The following is a 22604-nucleotide window of genomic DNA, read 5'->3' on the forward strand; positions in this document are numbered from 1 at the left end:
ATCTTATTGATGTGATTACTTATCGAAGGTCACGTCTAACTTCAAGCTCGCCCCGTGACTTTCTGGATCACTTTCCACCGTAATGTATTGCCAACCAAGCTGAGGGTTATTGATGGTAATGGATTCCCGATTACCCTCATTCACTGACTTTAACGTGTAAGTATTACTGTCTGCCCAATTTGATGGGTGATAGAACATATTAACATTACCTTCACCGTGATCACTGTTGATGTCGATGCGTGTTATGCCATCTTGAACATAAAAGAAATAATGTGCTTTTCCACTGCTGATGCACGCTGTTTCACCATAATTAATTTGGCCATACTCGTAAGGTCCATGCACTTTACAGCTGTCTGGAACCACGGTGTTAGTTGGCTTCTGAGTCGTAAGCGGCGTATCGTCACTTTGCACCGTTTGCAACCAGTCGTACCATCTTTGATCTAAAGACGTTCCAATCGAAGTATCTAAGTAATTCAACCAACCAGTAACGTCCCCCACGCGTGCGTATTGCATCAACTGGTCAACCGATTCAGGAGAAACTTCAAATAGGAAACGTACCGCAAGGTATCCCCAACGATACACACGCTCATCACCACTGCTGTAAGTATTGGTCAAGATTTCACTAAAGGAGTAATTTGCTTTACGACCAATTTCAACCGCCTCATCATAACGATTTTGATGCGATAGGTATTCTGCTAGTCCTTCTGACCACCACACTGATTTATCACCGTCAGTACGGAAATAATTAAATCCACCATACATATTAAAGTGACCATCTAAGTAGTGAATATATTCGTGTTTTAGGTTCCAGACTAAAACATCATCAAGCCAGGTCGCCTCATAAGCAATGAAACGAGCTTGGTTATCCATTTGAGACGGATCACCTTCAAGGTACATACCGCCATTATCGGTACTGATGTTAAACAAGGTTCCCGCGTAATTTTGATACTCTTGTGCCGAATCAAAAATATTAATTTCTAAATGCGTATTAAAATCATCGCTCACTGGCTGATGGTTTGTTTTTAGCACAGCGTGAAATAACGTTTCTTCTTTGGCTAATAAATCACACGATTGTTGTAGCTCGGGTGTGGTCATACTTTGAGCGCGAATTTTAACCGTATCGCTACAAGAATAATGAACGCTTAAAACTTGCTCTTCAAGCTGACTTTTCCAACCACAAATATTGTATTTTTCGCATTGATTTGGATCGTAAACATCCAATTGTTTTGCTGCGGCTATCCATGCGCTGGAGTAAGGTTCAAAACCAGACATAAAATCAACAATACCGCCCGTCACTTCTTGTGCAAGGGCGTCGGACAAGTTCCAATACTGGTGGTATTCCAAAAAGCGTGCGTATTCTTTTAATGCATCTGTCGCTTGATAACCATATTCAGACTGATGAATATAATCCGAATTGGCCACCTTTAATAGCGCTTTACGTAATTCTGTGTGCTCTTCGGCGGCTTTTGTGTAAGTGGCATCCCAGCTGGCACGATACAATAACGTTAACGCACTAGTAAGGGCATTTCGATGTGAATAACTTTGTAAATGCTCTGGGCCAAACTCATTTAAATAACGAGTGACCACATCAATACTCTGTACAAAGTTTTTACTGCTGTCCCAAGCGGTAAAATATTCCCTTAACGTATCACCTTGAGCATCGGCGACTTTTGAGAAATTCGGGTTTAATCGATAAGTTTCCAATAAAGACAGCATCGCTTGGTGAGGGGCTTGGTCTTGATATGTCAGCTTATCATTGGTGGATTCCACATAAAACGCACCACGTAAATAATGGAACAAACGATACAACTCATCGCCTGATGACGAATCGTACGATTGCGCTATCTTCTGAGCACGTTGGGCAACATCAATGACATTCTCCGCTTGATAAGTGTTTACCGCGATATCATCATTACTACGCATTAACTCATTCACGCACTCAGCCGATGTGCCTTGAATATAATTAAATAATGCCTCAGAAGATAGGCCAGAAAAGTTCGAATATGAACCACAGCCTTCCACATGACTTTCCATCATTCTGAATGCCGTAACAGGTTCATCCATATGATCAGCCAATATTGGCGAGGAAATGCTAATTGGAGCAAATTCAGAAGCCGCCTTTTGTCCTCGTTCAGATAGTTCTGTGACATGGCTGTCAGCAAAAGCCGAATTTGTAGAGAGCAAAAGAGAAACCAACAAAGTGAGTTTTTTCTTTGAAATAGACATTCTATTCCTTTATTTGTTATTAAATTTTTATATCAGTGAGTTGTATATGAGCGGGCATGTTCAATAAGAAGCCATACACGCCATCGTGAATAGTAATGAATATCGGTAAGATAAATAACTTATAAAACAACAATTAAATAATAAATAAAGCGTTTCTTGATATCTGTTCCATAATATTCATAGGTCAAATACCTAAACATAAAAGGTTCTAAACAATTTATATGCATAAGAGATACAAACTCATGAAATAAAAAGACACATCACTCTTTGTAAGTGTGCCCCTTACAAAAGCGTACACAGCCTGACTCTAAAAAGTAATACTTTACGTTATGATGATTCTATTGCTTTTACTACATTGAGGTCTTAATAATGAACAGCGGAAAAACACTATTACTAACATCACTAATCAGTGGTGTATTAGCAGGCTGTCACAGCAATAAGACTTTATCAACCACAGAGTCACACACGGAACCACGCTCATTGTCCGTGGCTTTTCCTCAGTATACCGACGTCTTTGGCATCAGTATTCGTGCCACCCCAACCACTCCACCAGAATCGATAAAGCACGCCGCCAATATCATGGCTCAGTATCTCGACAATAATGAAGATGGCACCCCAGATAACCCCCACGTTGTGAACAAAATGGTTGAACAAGGAGCCACCCTCTTAATCGGCACCACAGATGCCGACTTCGATGCAGCGGCAGACAAGCTGGATTCCCAGTCGGGAACTTACCAAGATCTCAAAGTGTATGAAATGCATCCCAATGGTGCAAAATCGGGGCAATTTGATGCCACTTTAGAAGAGGTCTTACACTTAATTACCCATGTCGGTTATGCCAATACCTACCCAGATGTATTTGGTGAGCAAGCCCATTCCGAAATCGCCAACGCCATGGATATTGCTCGCGGTGGTTATTTTGCAACAATACCGTCTAGTTACCCGCAAAACGCTTGGTATCGCTATGACGATGAAACTTGCGAGTACGACTGTATGGTCACGGAATACACCTACTGGGCATTAACTTCGATTTTAGGCGCACAAGACTTTAGTGGACGTTTAGAAGAGATTCAGCACGAATGGCAGCTCAACAACAAACAAAAAGTGGCGAACCAAGACCCGGCAGTGTATCGCATTTTAACCAATCCAACCTATTTACTGCCTACAGTACTGCCTGATGGTAATTACCAAGCAATAGATTTCAAAATCAGTAAAACCACCAGCGATCCGAAGTAACTCAAACACCATTGAGGCAAAGAAACATGCAGTTCAGGTTTATAGTACCAAATACTTCACAGCTAAAGTTCTAGTGAGTAGACACCCAACTTTTGATCTTTATTTTCCACATCAATAGTATTTGGAACGTAACGAATCAGAGCGGCACCGATCTTATTCACGATTTTTATACTGGCTTCATTGCTTTCAAGACAATGGAACTCGACGGTTTTCGCATTGGTACAAGAAGCCATGTAAGGTAAAATCACCTTCAGAACTTGATAGACGATCCCATTTCCGCGCCCGTAATTAGACAACCAATAACCAAGCTCAGATACTCGCGAATCAGGTTCAATGTATTTAATACCAAAAACCCCCGTGAACTGTCCTTTAAAATAAATGGCAAACCACTTTGAGCCATTATCTGTAATCTTAATTCTTGACCGAATATAATTTTCAGCGCTCTTCACATCGGTGAGGAGGTTGGCCCAAGGCATATAAATGGACAGATTCTGCCTGCTGCTCTCTACAGCATGAAATAGCTCATTAGCATGAGAGACTGCTAATGAATACAAATGGATGTCATCAGAGACTTTTAATTCCATATAATATTGTTCCTTTAAATTGCTGGCGACTTCCTAATCATTTATTAGTGTCTACCTTCTTTAATAAACCATAAATGGCATGATCAACAATACGGCCATTAAGGTTTTCACTGTTCGTAATAAGCCCTTCTAACTGCATGCCTAAGCGCTCACACACATTACGACTGGGCTGATTATCAACAGCCGCAGAAATTTGGACTTTTTCCAAACCCATCTCAGAAAATGCAAAATCAATCAATTTACTGACTGCCCTACTCACAATCCCGTTTCCCTGATGGTTCTCACTCAACCAATAGCCAATTTCAGCCATTTTAATGTCATGATTAATAGTATTGAAACTAATATTGCCGACTAATTCACCACGAAAGATCATCGCGCACACCATGGATTTTCCATCAGCATAATCATGCAATGACTTTTTAATAAAGCTAAGAAAAAACGCTTCTGACTCCGCGTGTACAGGCCATGCTAACCATTTTGATAAATGCTCCCTTTGGGCTGTCACAATCTCTAAGTATTTGGGAGCAAAAGAAGGCTCAACAAGAGCTAATTTTAAATCGTCATCAACATTCAATGTAAACATGTGCTTTCCTTCTTAAGAAATAAACGATAAATAAAGATCTGAACTTTCTAGGAACTACAGCTGAAAAGACCAACGAAAAACGGAAACGTCTAAGATTATTAGCCTTAGACGTTTCTTCTAACAAATTCGGTGATCAACTACCGATCACTCATAACTGCATGTGTAAGATTGGAAACGGTTTTCCCATATCGTCAACAGGTGAACGCGAAATAACACGAAATCCCATATGCTCATAAAACCCGACAGCAAGTGGGTTCTGCTCATTCACATCCACCAAGTTTACCTTCAAATTATCTATCGCGTATTGCAACAATAACTTTCCGATCCCTTGGCCTCTGGCTTGGTCTAATACGAACAGCATTTCAACTTTCGCATCATGGACACCCACAAACCCCAAAATAGAACCACTTTGGCTTTTCACACATTTTAAAGTCACTGCCGGGAAAGCCTGCTCGACAATCATCGGTTTAAAAAACGCAATGTCCTCTTCAGTGATGAAGTCATGAGTCGCTCGGACTGAATTTTCCCAAACATCAAGCATTTCTGCGTAATATTCAGGAAGCACATTTTCTACAATCATATCAATCTCATTCAATGAATAGTGGTGTTATGTGCAGCCGCGAAACTCGATATTATCAATGGCAAAGTTCAATGTACACACATGATGCAGCAAAGATTAACTATCCTTAACGATTTAAAAACGCTTTCTCAATCCAACCTAGTCTATACTCACATCACACTTTGCAATACAGCTCAAATCACCGAATTTGCGGTTTACCCCCTAAACCGCATCTGGCTCGCATTAGTCACGCGAGCCTTTCTTTTTTCGCTCCCCTAATGCACTGAGTTCGATAATATGTAAGCTCAAGAATTCAGGGGGATACAGTGAAAATACTTATTATTGAAGATGACGCAACAACCAGAGAGTTTGTCGCTAAAGGGCTACAAGAACATGGTTATGCTGTTGATCAGGCTGAAGATGGCAATAAAGGGCTAATGATGGCGATAAGCTGCGATTATCAACTCGTCATACTCGACAGAATGCTGCCCTACCTTGATGGCATGAAGGTACTGTCAGCCATCAAAGCGACACAAGAAAACCTTCCCGTCTTAATTTTAAGTGCCATGGACAGCGTAGAAGATCGCGTTAACGGCCTACAAGCGGGCAGCGATGATTACCTAATTAAACCGTTTGCTCTGGCCGAACTCATCGCCCGTGTCGACATCATCATTAACCGAACTCAACGGCAAGTACCCATCCAAAGCACGCTAAGTTATGATTGTTTACACATTGATTTACGTGCTCATCGTGTCACTTGCAATAACCAAGAGCTCAGCTTACAACCGAAAGAATTTCAGCTTATCCAACATTTCATTGAGCACAGCGAACAAGTGGTTTCTCGCATGCGCTTATTTGAAGCCATTTGGAGCTACCATTTTGATCCAAAAACCAATGTGATCGACGTGCATGTAGCGAACCTAAGGCGAAAACTGGAAGATGCAGGTTGCAAAGATTTATTGCACACGGTCAGAGGTGCGGGATATGTCCTTCGTCGATGATTACGCGCTTACCCGCTCATCTGTATTCAAAACGTTAATCGGGCTGTTTATTCTCATCGCTGTGGTGAATATCATGGTGATCCGGCAGGTCTATATTAATTCTGATGCCTTTCATCGGCAGCAGCTCACCAAACAGTTAAATGACGAAATTTTGGAATTTAGCTATGTGGCCAAACAGAGCAAGGAAGAGGTCGAAAAATTACTTCAAGCCAAGCGAGCTTCTGAAACCCCTTTTTATTACCGAGTAATTGAACATATTGATCCCCCTCTTAATCAGCAATACTACCCTGTTAGCACTTTACCTCTAAATAGCACCCATGTTGCTATTGGCAAGACTCATCAGTTGCAGATCGGCGTTGATGCCAAGACGGTCGAAGCCTTTCGCCAATCACTCATTCCCATCGTTTTTTCTGGGATCATTTTGCCTGTCGCAATGATGCTCATAGCCGCTCTCCTATTCACTCTATTGATTTTAAAAAGGCTAGAAAGAGTCAATCAAGCCATGAACCGCGTTTTATGCGGTGAGCGTGATGTAAAAATTGCGGTATCAAAACAAGACGATGAATTTGATATTTTGGCGATTCACCTCAATTTCATGATTGAGCAAATGGCCAAAAATGAATCCACCTTAAAATCATTAACTGTTGGCATGGCTCACGACATGAGAACCCCCATGGCAAGATTAAAGCTTCGCCTAGAAGATGTTTTAGCACATAACGATTTAACGCCCTCACAACAGGATCAGTTTTCTGCTTGCCACGATGAGCTTGAGCTTATTTTATCTCTATTTAATAGCATGTTAGAAATTGCCAAACTCAATAGTGGTCAGCTTACCATTGAAACCGAGGCGGTCGACTTAGGGAGAGTCGCACAAGATGCGTTGGATTTTATCTCACCGCTTGCCGAACAAAAACATCAATCGCTATTATTTAGACAAGATCAAGCATGTACTGTTGTCGGTGATCCCTCATTGCTATTTAGAGCGGTGTTTAATCTGATTGAAAATGCCGTGAAATACACTCCAGAGCATGGACAAGTTGAAGTGATCATCGACCATTTTGGTGTTGTGGTTGCGGATTCTGGAATTGGTATTTCTGATAGCGATAAACTGCATGTATGCCGCCCCATGTATCGTGCTGACAAAAGCCGAAGCGAGCATGGTAATGGCTTAGGGTTGTCTCTGGTAGATGCGGTAGTTCATCGTCATAACGCCCACTTAATACTCAGAGATAACACCCCAGGGCTTAGAGCCAGGATTTACTTTGATTCGTAATATAGGAAGAATAAACACTGACATATGGAGGCCAAGTAATACTTTAGCCTCCATGTTTCATTGTTTCACTTTTAAATTAATGACTTGGTAATGGAATGTGAGATAAGTCATCGGATGGTGGGATCTGTTTCATCGTATGAGCGATCTCTTCGGCCTCCGTTCCTATAATTACTTGCAAATTATTCGCACCAATTTTCACAACACCCATTGCACCAATGGCCTTTAATGCCGCTTCATCAGCGATTGTGATGTCTTTCAGCGTTAAACGTAATCTGGTGATGCAAGAATCAATGCTGGTTAGATTATCGTGTCCACCTAACGCTTTTAGAAATTGCGCCGCTTTTTCATTAGTCCCAACCTGAGCAAGTTCAGCAACATCCTCTTCTTCACGCCCTGGTGTTTTTAAATCAAACTTTAAAATCGCAAAGCGGAATACAAAATAGTAAATAGCGGCAAAACACAAACCTTGAACAATCAACATATAAGGTTTTACGGCAAGTGGAAGGTTAAACGACAACACAAAGTCAATAAGACCACCACTGAAGGTAAACCCGGCTATCCATTGCATGTTTGCCGCGATAAACAACGAAAGGGCTGCTAACAACGCATGAATCACATAAAGCACAGGAGCAACAAACATGAATGCGAACTCAATTGGCTCTGTAACGCCAGTTAAAATCGCTGTTAATGCAGATGCACCTAAAATACCGCCAACTTTCTTTTTGTTCTCCGGTTTTGCACAGTGATACATGGCTAAACAGGCCGCAGGTAGACCGTATCCCATCACAGGGAAAAAACCACCTTGATAAATCCCTGTAACGCCTAACTCACCCGTACCAGACCAAAACTTTGAAATATCATTAATGCCCACAAGATCAAAGATGAAAACTTGATTCAGCGCGTGGTGCAGACCAACGGGGATCAAAAGGCGGTTAAAAAAGCCATACAAACCCGCACCAGTGGCACCCATTTCTGAGATTGCGACGCCAAAATCAACCAAAGAGCCATACACCACAGGCCATACATACACCATGACTAAACTTATGGTTATTGCCGCCAATGACGTCACAATGGGAACGAAACGTTTACCGCCAAAAAAGCCCAGTGCTGCGGGTAATTTAATGGTGTGGAAACGGTTATACAGTGTTGCGGCTACCAAGCCCATCATGATGCCTGTGAACGCACTCACTGAAGCTTTTGAAGCAATCACTTCTGAGCTGCTCATTTGATCGACAGGGATCCCAGTAATTTGCGAGATCACCGCCGTATTCCCGACGATCATTTCAATAATCATCAGCCCAAGTAAGCCAGAAAGAGCCGCGGCACCGTTATTGTCTTTTGCCAAACCATAAGCGACCCCTACTGCAAATAGCCAAGCTTGATTATCCATAATACCTTTACCGCCATAAACCAATATGGTTGCTAAGGCGCTGTTTGCTCCCCACCCAGTCGGATCAATGGCGTAACCCAAACCAAGCATTAAACCACCAGCAGGCAGTACGGCAATAGGCACCATCAAGGCTTTACCGATTTTTTGTAAATATCCTAATATGTTCACCTTAAGTCCTCTTTACGTTGTAGTGATAAGCTCAGGCTACACAAAGCAGAATTAAGGTAAGATTGTGCTTAGATTAATTATTATTAATGAAAAAAGCCTGAGAATATTCACGCATATTCTCAGGCTAAGACATAAAAAACATTGAAAATTTACATTGTAAATCAGGTAAGTAAATTACGGCAGTTTCGCTTCTAGTTCCGCAATTCGAGCTTCAAGAGAAGCAATGTATGCCATCACGTTACGTCCGCCAACAATTGCCATTGGTGTGATAAGCATTTTCTCAGCTTCAACCAAAGGCGTAACCACCCCTTTTGCTTCTACTTTGGTCACGTCCGTTTTTGTTGGCATCTCCTGCACCAACTCAATCTTGTCTGCCCTAACCTGAGCTTTAGAATGACTCATAGAAAGCTGCTCTGTCAGCACTACATTAGCAGGCTTAACATGCGTTTTGAACTTACCGCCTTCTAATTGAACCACCACATTAAGGCTGTTTTGAGTCAACTGTGTGTACGTTGTGATACCATCGCCAGCGATCACCTCCGGTGTTTTCACCCCTTCCAAAAAGCGTTGAGGGTGCTCATGACGTAACGTAGTTAACCCTTTTGTACACTCTGGAATATTTTCCCAATACCATGAGCTAGTGACTTCAGCGCCTTTGTGAGGGTTATTTTGAGCCTGATAAAACGATCCAGACACTTGAATTTGATCGCCATTCACATATTGGGTATTTGGATTGAACATTGGGCAATCAGCGGCAAATAAAGGAAAACTAAGTAAGCCAATGATACCCGACGCGATTAATTTAAGTTTCATTTAATGTCCTTATTTATGATGTTAGTTAATTGAATTTAATAACAAATCATAAATACCCTATGTAAAAGTAAGCAGTGCTTCAAACTCGAAACTACTGATATGCTGCTCAACCACACACTCATTTTATAAAATGCGATCGGTAAAACATAAAATGCCGAATAATGAAAAATAAGCTCAAAATTAATACACTCCCTTTCTCATCGTGGAGCAAGACCCTAAAAATTTTACGTAAATGATTCAGATAGTTAAATTAATATTGTGCTAATGAGCATAGCTACGTATGATGCGGCGCGAAATTCCACCTATAGTGAATAAGATGAATACTATAAATATTGTTAACATTTCAAAAGACGACATTGCACCAGTCGCTGAACTGGAGTCCATTTGTTTTGGTGAGCATGGCTATCCACCTTTCTTTATAAGACAGGCTTATGATTGCTGGGCAGCCTCATTTTATGTCGCCAAAATAGATAACCGCGTTGTGGGTTACCTTTTACAATCCCCAAAAACCAATACTAAAGATGCATGGATACTCTCTTTAGCTGTTAGTCCAACTTCTCGTGGGCTCGGCATAGGCAAAGCGTTGTTAAAACATTGTATCGCCCACTCAACCATGTACCACACTTTATTTTTAACCGTTTGCCCCAAAAATACAGCCGCCGTTAATTTGTACGCTCAACTGAACTTCACATTGCATGATGAAGAAAGCAATTACTTTGACATCAACGATTCAAGACAAGTATTACAATTGGCTCTGCCCACTCCAGCTCCGCAAAGCAAATAGACTATACTCAGTGTTTTAAAAGAGACCATCATGGATGTGAATAAATGAACAGGGAGTAATGCAGCATGGAGATAACATTAAGGAAAGCGACTCAGGAAGATATTAGTTTTTTACTTGATTTACGTGACATTACGATGAGAAAGTACCTTGAAGCCGCGAGTATGCCAACGGATCCTCAAAGCTACCTTACACGGATTTTACTCCACTTTGAAGACGCTCAAATCATACTCGTGAATGGTCACTCCGCTGGTTTATTTAAATCGCGCTATTTATCTGAACTCAATCAATGGTACTTATTCCAAATTCAAGTTCATTCCGACTTTCAGAACCAAAATATTGGCAGTACTTTAATCAAATCCCTCATTGATAAAGCGAAGCACGATCAAGCCAACGTTGGTTTAAGCGTGATTAAAAGTAACCCCGCGCGCCACTTATACACTCGATTAGGATTTGAGCAAACCGGAGAAAGTGAATTTGAGTATAAAATGGCGTACCCATTTAAAAATGATTGTTAGCTCAAATAAGAACTTTTGCCGAACAAACACAGGTTCATCCGGCGTTATTGATTAAAACCCTACTGTTTTTGCCAAGTGAGTCCCGGCTCGATACAGGTATACGTTTGACCGATCGCTTCTTCGTTGTCAATCATCCCCATGAGTAAAGCGGCCACATCTTTGCGATTTACCAACCCTTGCGCCGCTGAGCTCTGTGTTAAAATCGCTTTGCCGGTCGCGTCACCATTCAATAACCCACCAGGGCGAACAATGGTGTAATCCAACCCACTGGTTTGAAGCCAGCTTTCTGACAAGGTTTTCTCTCTTAATGCCACACCAATACTAGAGCGAATATTTTCCGGCAACTGCGTCCAACTGACACCACACCCCACAGAGGTGATCATGATAAAACGGCCCAAACCAGCCTGCTCCACGGCATCAATCACGTTACGCTGCCCTTGATAGTTAACCGAAGGACCTTGGTTTAATTTATCACCACTTCCACCTAACGTCGAAAATACGTGACTGTCTTTCGGTACTGACTGGCATGCTTTGGCAACGTCTTCTGGGTTCAACGCATCCCCTTTCGTTACAATCACACCCGCTTTAGTCAGCTCTTCAGCCGCTTCATCTCGGCGCACCAAAGCGTGTACTGCATACCCCTTTTCCAAGCACAAATTCGTTAGCAATTTACCAAGGCCATTACTCGCCCCAAAAATCAAAATTGTTTTCATACAAGCCTTATAAAGAAAATAAAAATCATTATCAATTATGATAAGACGAACAGTAAAACGGATCACTAACATTGTAAATACTCCGCCTTATTAAATTGATCGAAAAGACATACTTGCTTTACGTTATCGTGCTGGTTAATTCATTGAAAATTAAATAAACTGAATCATAGAGGAAGATGTATTTTATGGGGAATGTAAAATGGCAACGATACTGGTAAGCTCATGTTTATTAGGGTGTAAAGTCCGTTATAACGGCAGTGATCTCAAAGCACAAAATACCGCTTTTCACACGCTAATTTCAGAGCATACTCTCGTTCCTTTCTGCCCTGAAGTTTCAGCTGGCCTTCCTATACCAAGAGCCCCCGCCGAAGTTCAATTTGGGGATGGAGTAAATGTTCTCACTGGTGACAGTAAAATACTGACTCATGATCATCACGACGTCACTGCTGAATTTATCCGAGGGGCAGAATTGACTTTAGAAAAATGCCTTTCAGAGCGCATCCAATTTGCAGTTCTTACTGAATCTAGCCCTTCATGCGGCAGCCAAACGATCTACGATGGCACCTTTACGGGCATAAAACAGCAAGGCGTTGGCGTAACCACAGCCCTATTAGAGCAAAATGGTATTAGAGTTTTCAGCCAACACAATGTCGATGAGTTAAATCGCTTGTTATCAGACTAAAATGGCTTTCCTAATCCCCCCTTTAACCGCTCCACATAGTGGATGAGATTTCATGAAAAACCAACAAACCATTGCCCGTAATATCATCTCCGCGCTCGATAACAGTGGCTTATTTCACTCCGTTAAGTTAATCAGCAGCGTTGCTAATGGAAGCTTTGTTGCACTTTCTGACATTGACATATTGGTATCAAACACAGCTCGAACGCCAAAAGAAAATGTAGAGCTGGCTTCCCGGATTATTGAATCCCACGTAGGTGTTCTTATAAAAGGCTGGTCACTTTCTTTACTGCCAAATAAATACCTCCTTCATCATTTCCTACCTAACACCTCTCTTTTCTGGTGGATAGACATCAGCTGCTTACCCGCTTCAACAGATCAACCACTGCACCGTAATGACATTGATGAGTGCCCAAATACTCATATCGCTACATTATGGGTCATGAACGCCAAACACATGCTCAGGGGAAATACACAAAGATTAAAAATAAAGGCGTTGCACCAAAAGGTATTTGATCAAAACACAATGCAATTAACGGATATCTCGGCTTTCATTAGCGTTTATCAATCCATTGATTTTTCTAAACTACCCCAACATTTCCATGAACAATGCCAAGCGATTCTGGAGCAGCTATTAAATAGCTCAAATACATCGTTGCTTTCCACTATGAATACTTAAACCGCTATATATATTCTTAACCAGTTCCGTAGCCGTTCATAAACAAAGCCATGTATACTCAGAAGCCCTACGTAGAAAATAGTCTGCACCCATTGAAATTGAATAACTATGAGAAGTCGTGAGCGATGCGTAAAACAGATAAAAAATTAGATAACCAGATCAGAATAGCCCTTACCGAGGTCTGCGACGTGGCTCTTAGAGAAATTGATGGATTTCAGTGGCTAACCCATCTTGTGAATTATTCCAACTTCCCTCAAAGCCTACGCATTGTTTGTGTCTTTGATACGAACGACAGCCTTTCTCACGCCTCCACGAGTAACAGTAAAATCGAGTTGCTCTCCCTTATTCAAAAACACTTAAACCAAGCAAATATTCACCTTAAAAAGATTGACTTTCATGTATCATTCGACAGCGAAGAAGATTGCGATAAAGAACATAATGGTAAATGGGCAGATAGGCTCAAATAGCGCCAAGTGCTGGTTATTCATTGATTGATGATAGAGAAAGAGCCTGCGAAAAGGCAGGCTCACATAGACTAAGTGATTACTTTATACCATCTATATAACAAGTAATTTTAATTTGAAGTGCTCGATGCGTGCTTCTGACGTGTCTTTGAAGAAAGGGTAAGGCTAATATGCCCAACAATTTTTTCATCGTACGCAGCAACTAAGGCATAAAAGTCGGTATTATCAAAAATACCTTTAACAGTCACCGACACTAACATAAGGTAACATAGCTTAAGCGGCTACCCATTGAGACCAAATTTCGTTGTCTACAATTAACCACCCAGACACAAGAAATAAACAACTAGCATAAAATAAATTTAACGCTTTTTCATAGCGCGGGCTGCTGGACACTTTAGAAAGTAACTCCCCCGCTTTTACCCACACCAAATGTATCGAAATATTTAACAACGCCAGCCATATCACCAATACCAAAATACCTTGCTCACCAAAAGCCTGTTGAGCTTGCTCGGTAAAAAGGGTAAACATGAGCAACACCATTAACCAGCCTTTACTGTTTAAGACTTGTATAAGCAACCCATCGAAAAAACCCAGCTGTTCTTTGTTGTTTTCAGATGAACCACCGCTGCTTCTCATGAATTTTATCGAGAGATACACAAGATACGTAGCCCCTATAAGCTGCAAAATATTCATGGCTCCCGGGTAGGCATTGATCACCTGCCCCAGCCCATAACCGATGATAACTGACTTAATAATGAAAACGAGATCGACACCAGCCACCAACGGAATAGATCGCTTAACGCCTACCTGAGCACCCGACATGGCAAACACGATATTAGCAGGGCCAGGGCTAAACACTAACGGAAACATTACCCCTAACCACATAATAAACAAACTCATACTGATTAACCTCCTGAATTGAATTCACTTCAGATTAATCAAATCTAATTAGGGGATCTTGTACAAAATTGCAGGTGCATTTATTGGCAAACATAATTTGACGGCGTGACACCAAAAGCACGTTTGAAGTTACGAGTAAAATGGCTTTGATCATAAAAGCCGCAGGCAAGAGAGGCATCCACACAAGTCATCCCATTACTCAAAAGCTGTTTGGCTTTTTTCGCTTTCACCAACAATAAAAACTGATGTGGTGTTATACCAAATAGCGCCTTAAAACTACGAATTAACTGAAATCGAGTACAGCCTGAAACCGACTCTAGCTCCAAAAGAGAAGGATTTTGATCCCAATGTTCATAAATAAAATCTCTCGCGACATAGGCACTCTTAACATCATGTTTTTGCGTATTATCAATGGCATTAAGTGAGCCGTATTGTGTAAAGAGTTTCTCTAAAGTGATCGTAAGCAAGGTATCTTTGGTTAAATCAAAACTCGACATTTCCAATGAAAGGTGTAATTGCAATAATTCATTGAATAAATAGACATTATCAATAACGGATTTATCGATAATAGGGTCAATGGGAAGTGCCGCGTTTTCAAACAATGTAGCCAGTTCAGGAAGATCAAAGTAAAACATCCGGTATTGCCATCCCGTAGAGCCACCAGCATAACCAGTATGAACTTCTGAAGGGTTTATCGCTACAATATGGTGCTTAGGTACAATCAGGTTATTTCCTCTGTATAGCAAACCCTCAGCGCCTTCTTCAATAATGCCGATGGCCAGTTCATCATGCCAATGCTTTGAAAACTCGAACTTAGTATAATTGGCTGATAGCAGTTCAACGCCAGGTAATGTCTGATTTTTCCATATTTTCGAGCTTTCCTTTCCCAAATTTTATCCCTTTATAAAAGCAGTCGTCTCCCTTAATCAAGTATATCTTTATGCCTCAATTCCCAACCTTATTTCAGAAAATACAACAGATTTTGCGAGCTGAAACAAAAATGATGAACACCGAAAAAACACTAACGAACCGTTTGAAGTCAAGACGTTCATGGAAGCTGGCCCAATAACTGTAAACGAAGATCAGGGTACGAGGTATTTTTTGACAGCCAGATGGATAAAAATGCCCCACCGAACCTTTTATCATCAATGCTTCCAATTAGACTGTCGTTAAAATAAAAATGGCTGTCGTGTTTTTTAACCACAACGGTCAATGTATTACCGACCCCAACATCTGGCCAGATTTTTCTCAGCTTGTCGACCCAACTCTTTATCTCTGTATTGGGATACCCTAACGATTGCCATTGGTCTATGGTGGCATCGATCAATACCTGACTTTTAATGGCTTTAAAATACTCAATCTTGAGCGCTTTTACACGATCACTTTCAAGTACATAAGGGGAAGTTTTTTGAGACCTAGCATCAATATCTTCAAGGTAGTACTCTGCCCGATAAACAGTCCAGAAAAGATAGTCCATTTCCCCTACCCCGACCTTAGTTAAGTTTTTTAACGGCGAAGCGAAAACATTAAAACTCATAAATAGAAAAAATAGCCATTTATACATAAGTTCCTCGCTAAGTTAGGTTTCGGTCTTCTATTACGTAAGTCTGTAGTCTTACCAAAATAGGTAACAATCCTCCCCATACCACCATTAAAGAAGTAACAACGTAAAAAGTAGATAATTCAGATTCTAATACGCCGAGCTTAATTCCTCCCCAGTAGCTGCTACTTCCTCCTAATGCCCCGATGAGAATCAAAAAAATCAACGAGCGGTCACCAAGCCACTTCAGGCTATGATTCAAACTCAGAATAAACATTATCCATAAGTAACCTAACCATAATGGGAAAAAGCCATCCCCCGCATTGAAGATGCCAAGCACCAACAAACCTTTGTCAATAATCAAACCCAGCGGCAACAGCATCAGTACCTTCAAGTCTTTTCGCCGTATGGGAGACAGTCCAAAATGCACCATAAGCAACATGGGCATGACTATATGGGCAATGTCAGTAAAAACCGCCGCACATAGCCAACTTGCTTGAAAAAGAACCAGATTAATAACCCAAAACGATTTCATCTTGTTGCCCTCTAAAGCGAGGCTTTCTGGCTATGACATGGTGTGTGCTGATGGTTCTTTGTAAAAAGGCCCCTTCGCAGTAACAGAGGTAAAACAGCCATAAACGTCTGAATTCTTCTGTGTAGCCAAGCTCTTTTAACTGATCCCATCGCTCTTCAAAGCCAACCCGCCAATCAAACAAAGTACGGGCATAATGCAATCCAATATCGTGCATTTCATGAACCACTAAATCAGTATGTTGCGCCATTTTATTAGTAATAATGGCAACCGAAGGTAAGCAGCCTCCTGGAAAGATATACTTTTGTATAAAATCCGTACTTTTTCGATAGTTTTCATAACGACCGTCCGCAATGGTGATGGATTGGATCAACATCTTTCCGTCATCTTCAAGCAATTCAGAGCATTTATTTAAAAAGGTGGCTAAATACTCATGGCCTACTGCCTCAATCATTTCTATGGACACTAGCTTGTTGTACTTACCACTCAGCTGTCGATAATCTTTGTTCAGTAACGTAATGCGATCATTGAGCCCTAACTGTTGAATTTTTTCTGCCGTATATTGATACTGAGCGTCTGAAATTGTGGTGGTGGTGACATGGCAGCCATAATGCTCAGCCATATAAATGGCCAACCCTCCCCAACCTGTGCCGATTTCGATAATGTGATCATCAGCATTAATTTCCAACCTCTCACATATCGTGTGCATTTTATGCTGTTGGGCCTGTGATAGCGTGTCTGACTTTCCATTGTATATAGCACATGAATATTGCATTGACGGATCAAGAAAACGCGTATAAAGCTCATTGCCCAAGTCATAGTGAGCAAGAATATTGCGTTTGGAACCTTGCTCTGTATTCATATTTTTACGGCGTAGCAGCCACTTTTGCAGCCGATTAAACCATTTTATTTGACTGTCTACTTGATCCAGCTGAGCCTGATTTCTTGCCATCACTTGAATCACAGCCGTCAAATCAGGACTGTCCCACTTTCCATCAAGATAAGCCTCCGCCGCACCTAAACTGCCGTTCAACACGACATCTTGATAAAAGCTAGGATCACGCACGATTATTTTGCCATGAAGCACAGACCCTTTTTCTCCCCAAAAAAAGAGTTCATTGTCCTCCATAACTTCCATACTGGCTCCCCTAAGGTTTGCTAGGACGCCAAAAATAAAATCTCGATATTTTCCAACGACTTTATTAGAAAGCGTCCCTTTTTTATGGGCGATAGTGTTAACTTGTTTTGTGATCTGTTCCATGTAAACCTCTCTGGAGATTTTCCTAAAACGTAACTTATTGGTAGCTAGGCGTTAGGCTTTGTGTCTGGATGAGAAATAAAAGGCACACGCTTTAAAAACAGCTTTAATGCTTGCCAATAAATACCTGATACGATTTTGATGGTCATCAAAGGGATCGCGGCCACAGTTCTGAGCATTTCTTTATGGCTGAATTCACGCTTCACCAATGCTAAAGTCGCATCAAACATTTTGCGTTGTTGATGATTTTCAATATGCACAAGAAGCTGCTTATCTGGAGGCGATATATTCCAGTGATACACCATGTCCATTTCCATAAATGGGGAAACGTGAAAGGCTTTTGGAACTTTCATTTCCGTCTCCATATCCACTAAATAATAATGCGTTTGTTTCCATGGGGTATTGCTGACTTCCGCTAACATGTATTGGCATTCACCCGACTGGGAATAGCAAAAATAAAAATTAACAGGGCTAAAATACACCCCAAAGCAGCGGCCTTGGATCAACATCACCACTCGGTTATCCATTGACCAAATTCCCCCTAACTGCTGAACCTTTTGGCTTATCCTTTCTTTTAATTCACCCGATTCGTTTTTCACGTAATCTTGTTCATTAAAGCGGATAGGATGATACCAGCGCTGACCAAATACAGAGCTAGACATCATTAAGCTCGGCAACTCGTCTAAATCAATGCCTAGCATGTAAAGACGGTAATTAAACTTATGTGGAATAGAGCCAAATCGCCGATGACGTACGTTCCCCCAATAAATACCACTTAAATAGCTCATAGTGATACACCAAAACGTTGGGTAACATCGAGGGCACTGCGCACACCATCTTCATGAAAACCGTTATACCAATAAGCCCCTACAAAGTGACAATTATTCTGTCCACATATCAAACTACGTTGCTGCTGTGCTTTGACACTGGATTCATCCAACACTGGGTGATGGTAAACAAAACTACGTATCACTTTATCAGGATCGATGGCCTCAGTTTGGTTTAAGGTGACACAAAACGTGTGCTCATCGTTTATGTGCTGCAGAATATTCATATTGTATGTCACGCACGCTGGCCGTGAAGCATCGCCATCGAGCCTATAATTCCAACTGGCCCACGCACGCTGCCTGTCCGGCAATAAACTGGTGTCGGTATGCAGCACAACCTCATTTCCACTATAAGGAATCGCTGATAGCACCTGGGTTTCAAGCTCAGTTGGATTAGCCAACAAACCCAGTGCTTGATCTGAATGACAGGCGAAAATAACCTCATCAAATCGACGTACCTCGCCATTTGTCATGACAACGTCCACACCACCATTTGCACGGTTTACCTGTTCAATGGATGCGCTCGTTACAATAGCGTTACTCAATGTCGTTTGAATCGCCTCAACATAAGAGCGAGAGCCACCTGGCACCACATACCATTGAGGTCTATCCACAATATTTAATAAGCCGTGGTGATAAAAGAACTGGATAAAAAATTTCAATTCGAACTGTGCCATTTTAAGCAGGCTGGTAGACCAAATTGCCGCTCCCATCGGTAAAATATAATGTTGGCGAAAAAAATCCGAAAAACGATGACGCTCTAAAAAGTCACCTAATTTAGCTCCCTCAGGAATGGCCTCTTTTATAAATAAGTCTTTGCATAATTCATTAAACTTTACTATCTCGACAATAAGCTTCCAAAATCTAGGCTTTATTAAATTACGTCGCTGAGCAAATAAAGAATTAATACTGTGTCCATTATATTCAAATTGAGTATGTCGGTTGTGAACACTAAAACTCATTTCGGTGTCTCGCCTTTCAATACCTAACCGCGATAAAAGCCGGTTAAAATTAGGGTACGTTCGGTCATTAAAAACAATAAACCCCGTATCAATAGCGTGCTCTTTTCCACCATAATTAATGTCAACCGTCGCGGTGTGTCCACCAACATAATCGTTTTTTTCAAAGACAGTCACGTCGTGCTTTTCATCCAGTAAATACGCACAAGTTAACCCTGAAATGCCCGAACCAATAATGGCGATCTTTTTCATTCTGAAACCATCCTTATCGCTATTCGATTCCAAATTAGCGAAGGTAAACAGCGCAACATTTTTATCACTAATATAAATACACTCGGAAAACTAATATCTCGATCACCATTGTCGATGCCAGTGATGATCCTTTCTGCCGCTTCTTTACTTGAGATAAGCATCGGCATAGGAAATGTGTTTTTGTCCGTCAGTGGGGTCTCAACAAAACCTGGATGTACCACAGTCACGTTTATATTTCTTGGGCATAAACTGATGGTGAGGGTTTTACCCAAATACGTAAGTGCGGCCTTAGAAGCCCCATAAGCTTCGGCTCTTGGCAAGGGCAATTGGCCTGCACTTGAGCTTATCAACACCACACGCCCACCCGGCTTTATGTGTTTCAGCCAAGCTTGTAGACAGTAGCCAATTGAGATCACATTAATATTCATAACACGCTCGAACATCTTTGCATCAAAATCAACGACGTTGTCCATGTATTCACAATCCCCTGCATTTAAGATCACAACGTCCAAAGGGGCCGCATTGTCTTCTAGAGCTGGGTAAGCATCATAGTTAACTAAATCAAAGCATAAGGTAGAAATGGATGGATATTGCTGAGTCAGTAGCTTTAATTTACTTTCACGTCGTCCACAAGCAATAACCTCATGGCCCGACTTCGCGTAGCTGCACGCTAACTCTTTCCCTATCCCCGATGTTGAGCCTGTAATAAGTACACGCATTACTTACCCGCCTTTGTTTTAATACTTTTAATCACAACACCCAACAAGGGAACATGCTCATAAATCATCGCTCCCACATCGAGGTAGTCTCTATGAAAGATAACCAAGTCATGGCGTGCTTTTAAATGAGAGTGACCAACCACAGTAATTGGTTTTTTGCCATTCAGCTTCTCATGACTAAAAGTCATACTCCAATACACCGACGCTTCATCTCCTGATTCAAATACGTGATCAATAACAAAAGTACATTGAAGAATATTCGTGTAGCTGTTTTTAAAACTTGCCAATAATGAAGCAAAGCCTTCCACCCGGTGCAAAGGATCGATAAAAACAACGTCTGGGTGATAAATAGATTCCAACGTTTGAAGATTATCGGTTCTTAATTCGCTGTATATCTCTATAAACTTTTTTAGCCATAACGAGCTAACCATATAAGTAGCCTCTATAATTGCTGCTAAGGAATATCACATTCTATTCGTTCAATAAAAACGAGTTTAGGTAACAAGCAGTCAAACTCTTGCCGTTATTCACTTAATATAAATTGCGATTTTAAAAATAAACGTTAATAAATGAGTTTTCCTAGCGGGTTAAATAGCTGACTTATTCCTTGAGTAAAATGCAATGCATCACTCGACACGGTTAAACAAATACAGCCTTCATAAGTCGTCGGGTTATGGGTATGAGCACTGTTTAACCACATAAAATCGCCAGCTTGATACGTACCCATTTCATCTTCAAAACTGCCATGGAGAAGCAGCGTAATTTCATCCCCTTTATGAGTATGAGAAGGCACTTTGCCATTTTTATCAATACAAAGCAGGCTCATACGTCGCTTATCGTCCTCCACACCTAATCTTGATCTGGATATTTTACCCACACCTTGCCATTCCGTTAATGGAATCGTATTCAAAGCCCTCGGCAGTGCCACTTTGGTATTTTGAGCGGCAATCTCCACCTCAATAACACGTGTGGATACCAGTGACCGCGCTTCGGCTGGTTGAACAATAATTGAGTCAAGAACATCCTCTAGCTCTTCATCCAATTGTTCATTGTGTTCCTCATTTGTCACTCTATTGTCAGGACACTCAAAAAACTCGCGATTCAGTGATTCAGTCTCAATACCAAAGGCCTCTAAAGCTGCATATTCAGTGTATAACTGAACTAACTTTTGGCACTCTGAACACATCTCAACATGACTGGCAACAATAATCGAAACTGACAAAGGTAAATTCCCCTTTGCGAACTCTTTTAATACAGCTCTACTGGGATGATGATTAATCATGGTCTTTTTCTCCCATCTGCTGAGCAATTTTTTTTAGAGCCAATCGAAGCCTTGATTTTATGGTGCCGATGGGAACGCCCAATTGCTGTGATAGTTGCTCTTGCGATAACTCTTGGTAATACATTCCTTTAACTACCACTCGCTGAGTTGCTGGTAAATTATTCACTAAAATTGATAGCTGCTTTGTCAATAAATGATCATGTTCGATCGGTGATGTTGCCTCACTTTCACTCTGCACTTGCTCTAATGGCCATATATCGTCACCGATGTTTTGCGCTGCGGTACTTTTAAGTTTTCTGAGTTGATCGAAAGACGTATTTCTCATCACTGTATAAACCCAAGTGGTTGCCGCGCCCTTACTCACATCGTATAAATGCGCTTTTTTCCAAACATTGGCCATCGTGTCTTGAACCAATTCATTTGCCTGGCTCTCATCGTTATACTGCTTAATACCAAAATTTTTGATTTTAGGAGCAAAGAAACCAAACAATTTTGTAAAAGCATCTTTATCCTGACTTAAAGCAACCAACGAAAGCCACTGCGATAGCTTTTGAGACACAGGCTGATTTGTAAGCTGAGTAATCAAATGCTCTCCCCTCACCAATGCGGCTTTTCCCTCTTTCTGTTGCATCTGTACCTGCCCGTGCTTAAATACATATTCAGTAATA

26 protein-coding genes are annotated in these 22604 nt (G+C 41.2%); 8 read left to right on the forward strand and 18 right to left on the reverse strand.

Going from position 1 to position 22604, the window contains the following annotated elements:
- Window positions 1-15 precede the first annotated feature (15 nt).
- Complete coding sequence (locus MHO82_RS13340) at window positions 16-2226, reverse strand: M9 family metallopeptidase (protein WP_239184446.1); 2211 nt, start codon at window positions 2224-2226, stop codon at window positions 16-18.
- 369 nt (window positions 2227-2595) lie between these two features.
- On the opposite strand from MHO82_RS13340, the gene MHO82_RS13345 reads away from it, so the two are divergent.
- Entirely contained in the window at window positions 2596-3462 is an 867-nt protein-coding gene (locus tag MHO82_RS13345; protein WP_239184447.1) for a hypothetical protein, read from the forward strand.
- A gap of 62 nt (window positions 3463-3524) precedes the next feature.
- Here the strand turns inward: MHO82_RS13345 and MHO82_RS13350 are convergent, their stop codons facing one another.
- From MHO82_RS13350 to MHO82_RS13360, 3 genes are all read right to left on the reverse strand, one after another.
- On the reverse strand, window positions 3525-4046 hold the full coding sequence (locus MHO82_RS13350) for a GNAT family N-acetyltransferase (protein WP_239184448.1): 522 nt from the start codon (window positions 4044-4046) through the stop codon (window positions 3525-3527).
- 37 nt (window positions 4047-4083) lie between these two features.
- Entirely contained in the window at window positions 4084-4629 is a 546-nt protein-coding gene (locus tag MHO82_RS13355) for a GNAT family protein (RefSeq protein WP_239184449.1), read from the reverse strand.
- A gap of 148 nt (window positions 4630-4777) precedes the next feature.
- Window positions 4778-5209: a GNAT family N-acetyltransferase gene (locus MHO82_RS13360; protein WP_239184450.1), complete on the reverse strand. Its 432-nt coding sequence runs from the start codon at window positions 5207-5209 to the stop codon at window positions 4778-4780.
- A 305-nt stretch (window positions 5210-5514) separates the two neighbouring features.
- Between MHO82_RS13360 and MHO82_RS13365 the strand changes: the two genes are divergently transcribed.
- Entirely contained in the window at window positions 5515-6189 is a 675-nt protein-coding gene (locus MHO82_RS13365; protein WP_239184451.1) for a response regulator transcription factor, read from the forward strand.
- Entirely contained in the window at window positions 6173-7462 is a 1290-nt protein-coding gene (locus MHO82_RS13370) for a HAMP domain-containing sensor histidine kinase (RefSeq protein ID WP_239184452.1), read from the forward strand. Before MHO82_RS13365 ends, MHO82_RS13370 begins: the two co-directional genes overlap by 17 nt.
- A 76-nt stretch (window positions 7463-7538) precedes the next feature.
- On the opposite strand, the gene nagE is transcribed toward MHO82_RS13370, so the two are convergent.
- Together nagE and MHO82_RS13380 are read right to left on the reverse strand one after the other, a co-directional pair.
- A complete protein-coding gene (gene nagE / locus MHO82_RS13375) occupies window positions 7539-9020 on the reverse strand; it encodes an N-acetylglucosamine-specific PTS transporter subunit IIBC (RefSeq protein WP_239184453.1) in 1482 nt (493 codons plus the stop codon).
- Window positions 9021-9194: 174 nt separating this feature from the next.
- Complete coding sequence (locus MHO82_RS13380) at window positions 9195-9833, reverse strand: hypothetical protein (RefSeq protein WP_239184454.1); 639 nt, start codon at window positions 9831-9833, stop codon at window positions 9195-9197.
- A 316-nt stretch (window positions 9834-10149) separates the two neighbouring features.
- On the opposite strand from MHO82_RS13380, the gene MHO82_RS13385 reads away from it, so the two are divergent.
- Both MHO82_RS13385 and MHO82_RS13390 read left to right on the forward strand, forming a co-directional pair.
- Window positions 10150-10617: a GNAT family N-acetyltransferase gene (locus tag MHO82_RS13385; RefSeq protein ID WP_239184455.1), complete on the forward strand. Its 468-nt coding sequence runs from the start codon at window positions 10150-10152 to the stop codon at window positions 10615-10617.
- 65 nt (window positions 10618-10682) lie between these two features.
- The gene (locus MHO82_RS13390; protein ID WP_239184456.1) at window positions 10683-11132 is read left to right on the forward strand and encodes a GNAT family N-acetyltransferase; all 450 of its coding nucleotides are present in this window, start codon (window positions 10683-10685) and stop codon (window positions 11130-11132) included.
- A gap of 59 nt (window positions 11133-11191) precedes the next feature.
- Here MHO82_RS13390 and MHO82_RS13395 read toward each other — a convergent pair whose 3' ends face one another.
- A complete protein-coding gene (locus tag MHO82_RS13395) occupies window positions 11192-11845 on the reverse strand; it encodes an SDR family oxidoreductase (RefSeq protein ID WP_239184457.1) in 654 nt (217 codons plus the stop codon).
- A 199-nt stretch (window positions 11846-12044) separates the two neighbouring features.
- Here MHO82_RS13395 and MHO82_RS13400 point away from each other — a divergent pair, with 199 nt between their 5' ends.
- The 3 genes from MHO82_RS13400 (at window position 12045) to MHO82_RS13410 (ending at window position 13670) form a co-directional block, all read left to right on the forward strand.
- Window positions 12045-12527, forward strand: coding sequence for a DUF523 domain-containing protein (locus MHO82_RS13400; protein WP_239184458.1), 483 nt, complete (start codon window positions 12045-12047; stop codon window positions 12525-12527).
- 52 nt (window positions 12528-12579) lie between these two features.
- Window positions 12580-13203, forward strand: coding sequence for a hypothetical protein (locus MHO82_RS13405; protein WP_239184459.1), 624 nt, complete (start codon window positions 12580-12582; stop codon window positions 13201-13203).
- A gap of 125 nt (window positions 13204-13328) precedes the next feature.
- Window positions 13329-13670, forward strand: a complete 342-nt coding sequence (locus MHO82_RS13410) for a Fis family transcriptional regulator (RefSeq protein WP_239184460.1) — start codon at window positions 13329-13331, stop codon at window positions 13668-13670.
- A gap of 270 nt (window positions 13671-13940) precedes the next feature.
- Here the strand turns inward: MHO82_RS13410 and MHO82_RS13415 are convergent, their stop codons facing one another.
- From MHO82_RS13415 to MHO82_RS13465, 11 genes are all read right to left on the reverse strand, one after another.
- Entirely contained in the window at window positions 13941-14567 is a 627-nt protein-coding gene (locus MHO82_RS13415; RefSeq protein ID WP_239184461.1) for a LysE family translocator, read from the reverse strand.
- An 80-nt stretch (window positions 14568-14647) separates the two neighbouring features.
- The gene (locus MHO82_RS13420; RefSeq protein ID WP_239184462.1) at window positions 14648-15457 is read right to left on the reverse strand and encodes an AraC family transcriptional regulator; all 810 of its coding nucleotides are present in this window, start codon (window positions 15455-15457) and stop codon (window positions 14648-14650) included.
- 158 nt (window positions 15458-15615) lie between these two features.
- Window positions 15616-16131 carry a chalcone isomerase family protein gene (locus MHO82_RS13425; RefSeq protein WP_275440614.1) on the reverse strand — a complete coding sequence of 172 codons (516 nt, stop codon included), beginning with the start codon at window positions 16129-16131 and terminating at the stop codon, window positions 15616-15618.
- Between the two features lie 10 nt (window positions 16132-16141).
- Window positions 16142-16642, reverse strand: a complete 501-nt coding sequence (locus MHO82_RS13430) for a DUF2878 domain-containing protein (protein ID WP_239184464.1) — start codon at window positions 16640-16642, stop codon at window positions 16142-16144.
- The gene (locus MHO82_RS13435) at window positions 16620-17900 is read right to left on the reverse strand and encodes a cyclopropane-fatty-acyl-phospholipid synthase family protein (RefSeq protein WP_239184465.1); all 1281 of its coding nucleotides are present in this window, start codon (window positions 17898-17900) and stop codon (window positions 16620-16622) included. The genes MHO82_RS13430 and MHO82_RS13435 overlap by 23 nt, the downstream gene beginning before the upstream one ends.
- Window positions 17901-17944: 44 nt before the next feature.
- The gene (locus MHO82_RS13440; protein WP_239184466.1) at window positions 17945-18685 is read right to left on the reverse strand and encodes a DUF1365 domain-containing protein; all 741 of its coding nucleotides are present in this window, start codon (window positions 18683-18685) and stop codon (window positions 17945-17947) included.
- Window positions 18682-19935, reverse strand: coding sequence for an FAD-dependent oxidoreductase (locus MHO82_RS13445; protein ID WP_239184467.1), 1254 nt, complete (start codon window positions 19933-19935; stop codon window positions 18682-18684). Before MHO82_RS13445 ends, MHO82_RS13440 begins: the two co-directional genes overlap by 4 nt.
- Window positions 19932-20654, reverse strand: coding sequence for an SDR family NAD(P)-dependent oxidoreductase (locus MHO82_RS13450; protein ID WP_239184468.1), 723 nt, complete (start codon window positions 20652-20654; stop codon window positions 19932-19934). Before MHO82_RS13450 ends, MHO82_RS13445 begins: the two co-directional genes overlap by 4 nt.
- A complete protein-coding gene (locus MHO82_RS13455; RefSeq protein ID WP_239184469.1) occupies window positions 20654-21085 on the reverse strand; it encodes a nuclear transport factor 2 family protein in 432 nt (143 codons plus the stop codon). Before MHO82_RS13455 ends, MHO82_RS13450 begins: the two co-directional genes overlap by 1 nt.
- A gap of 131 nt (window positions 21086-21216) precedes the next feature.
- Window positions 21217-21936 carry a ChrR family anti-sigma-E factor gene (locus MHO82_RS13460; RefSeq protein ID WP_239184470.1) on the reverse strand — a complete coding sequence of 240 codons (720 nt, stop codon included), beginning with the start codon at window positions 21934-21936 and terminating at the stop codon, window positions 21217-21219.
- Complete coding sequence (locus MHO82_RS13465; RefSeq protein WP_239184471.1) at window positions 21929-22567, reverse strand: sigma-70 family RNA polymerase sigma factor; 639 nt, start codon at window positions 22565-22567, stop codon at window positions 21929-21931. The genes MHO82_RS13460 and MHO82_RS13465 overlap by 8 nt, the downstream gene beginning before the upstream one ends.
- Window positions 22568-22604 lie beyond the last annotated feature (37 nt).

It is taken from the genome of Vibrio sp. Of7-15 (assembly GCF_022347565.1).
In the GTDB taxonomy this organism is placed as follows: domain Bacteria; phylum Pseudomonadota; class Gammaproteobacteria; order Enterobacterales; family Vibrionaceae; genus NORP241.

Excerpts from the sequence above, each read along its gene's own strand:
- MHO82_RS13425 (WP_275440614.1), bottom strand. The coding sequence starts at position 16,131 with ATGTATAAATGGCTATTTTTTCTATTTATGAGTTTTAATGTTTTCGCT.
- MHO82_RS13355 (WP_239184449.1), bottom strand. The coding sequence starts at position 4,629 with ATGTTTACATTGAATGTTGATGACGATTTAAAATTAGCTCTTGTTGAG.
- MHO82_RS13340 (WP_239184446.1), bottom strand. The coding sequence starts at position 2,226 with ATGTCTATTTCAAAGAAAAAACTCACTTTGTTGGTTTCTCTTTTGCTC.
- MHO82_RS13410 (WP_239184460.1), top strand. The coding sequence starts at position 13,329 with ATGCGTAAAACAGATAAAAAATTAGATAACCAGATCAGAATAGCCCTT.
- MHO82_RS13435 (WP_239184465.1), bottom strand. The coding sequence starts at position 17,900 with ATGGAACAGATCACAAAACAAGTTAACACTATCGCCCATAAAAAAGGG.
- MHO82_RS13440 (WP_239184466.1), bottom strand. The coding sequence starts at position 18,685 with ATGAGCTATTTAAGTGGTATTTATTGGGGGAACGTACGTCATCGGCGA.
- MHO82_RS13360 (WP_239184450.1), bottom strand. The coding sequence starts at position 5,209 with ATGATTGTAGAAAATGTGCTTCCTGAATATTACGCAGAAATGCTTGAT.
- MHO82_RS13430 (WP_239184464.1), bottom strand. The coding sequence starts at position 16,642 with ATGAAATCGTTTTGGGTTATTAATCTGGTTCTTTTTCAAGCAAGTTGG.
- MHO82_RS13450 (WP_239184468.1), bottom strand. The coding sequence starts at position 20,654 with ATGCGTGTACTTATTACAGGCTCAACATCGGGGATAGGGAAAGAGTTA.
- MHO82_RS13350 (WP_239184448.1), bottom strand. The coding sequence starts at position 4,046 with ATGGAATTAAAAGTCTCTGATGACATCCATTTGTATTCATTAGCAGTC.
- MHO82_RS13455 (WP_239184469.1), bottom strand. The coding sequence starts at position 21,085 with ATGGTTAGCTCGTTATGGCTAAAAAAGTTTATAGAGATATACAGCGAA.
- MHO82_RS13445 (WP_239184467.1), bottom strand. The coding sequence starts at position 19,935 with ATGAAAAAGATCGCCATTATTGGTTCGGGCATTTCAGGGTTAACTTGT.
- MHO82_RS13385 (WP_239184455.1), top strand. The coding sequence starts at position 10,150 with ATGAATACTATAAATATTGTTAACATTTCAAAAGACGACATTGCACCA.
- MHO82_RS13395 (WP_239184457.1), bottom strand. The coding sequence starts at position 11,845 with ATGAAAACAATTTTGATTTTTGGGGCGAGTAATGGCCTTGGTAAATTG.
- MHO82_RS13380 (WP_239184454.1), bottom strand. The coding sequence starts at position 9,833 with ATGAAACTTAAATTAATCGCGTCGGGTATCATTGGCTTACTTAGTTTT.
- MHO82_RS13370 (WP_239184452.1), top strand. The coding sequence starts at position 6,173 with ATGTCCTTCGTCGATGATTACGCGCTTACCCGCTCATCTGTATTCAAA.
- MHO82_RS13390 (WP_239184456.1), top strand. The coding sequence starts at position 10,683 with ATGGAGATAACATTAAGGAAAGCGACTCAGGAAGATATTAGTTTTTTA.
- MHO82_RS13400 (WP_239184458.1), top strand. The coding sequence starts at position 12,045 with ATGGCAACGATACTGGTAAGCTCATGTTTATTAGGGTGTAAAGTCCGT.
- MHO82_RS13405 (WP_239184459.1), top strand. The coding sequence starts at position 12,580 with ATGAAAAACCAACAAACCATTGCCCGTAATATCATCTCCGCGCTCGAT.
- MHO82_RS13465 (WP_239184471.1), bottom strand. The coding sequence starts at position 22,567 with ATGCAACAGAAAGAGGGAAAAGCCGCATTGGTGAGGGGAGAGCATTTG.
- MHO82_RS13460 (WP_239184470.1), bottom strand. The coding sequence starts at position 21,936 with ATGATTAATCATCATCCCAGTAGAGCTGTATTAAAAGAGTTCGCAAAG.
- MHO82_RS13345 (WP_239184447.1), top strand. The coding sequence starts at position 2,596 with ATGAACAGCGGAAAAACACTATTACTAACATCACTAATCAGTGGTGTA.
- MHO82_RS13415 (WP_239184461.1), bottom strand. The coding sequence starts at position 14,567 with ATGAGTTTGTTTATTATGTGGTTAGGGGTAATGTTTCCGTTAGTGTTT.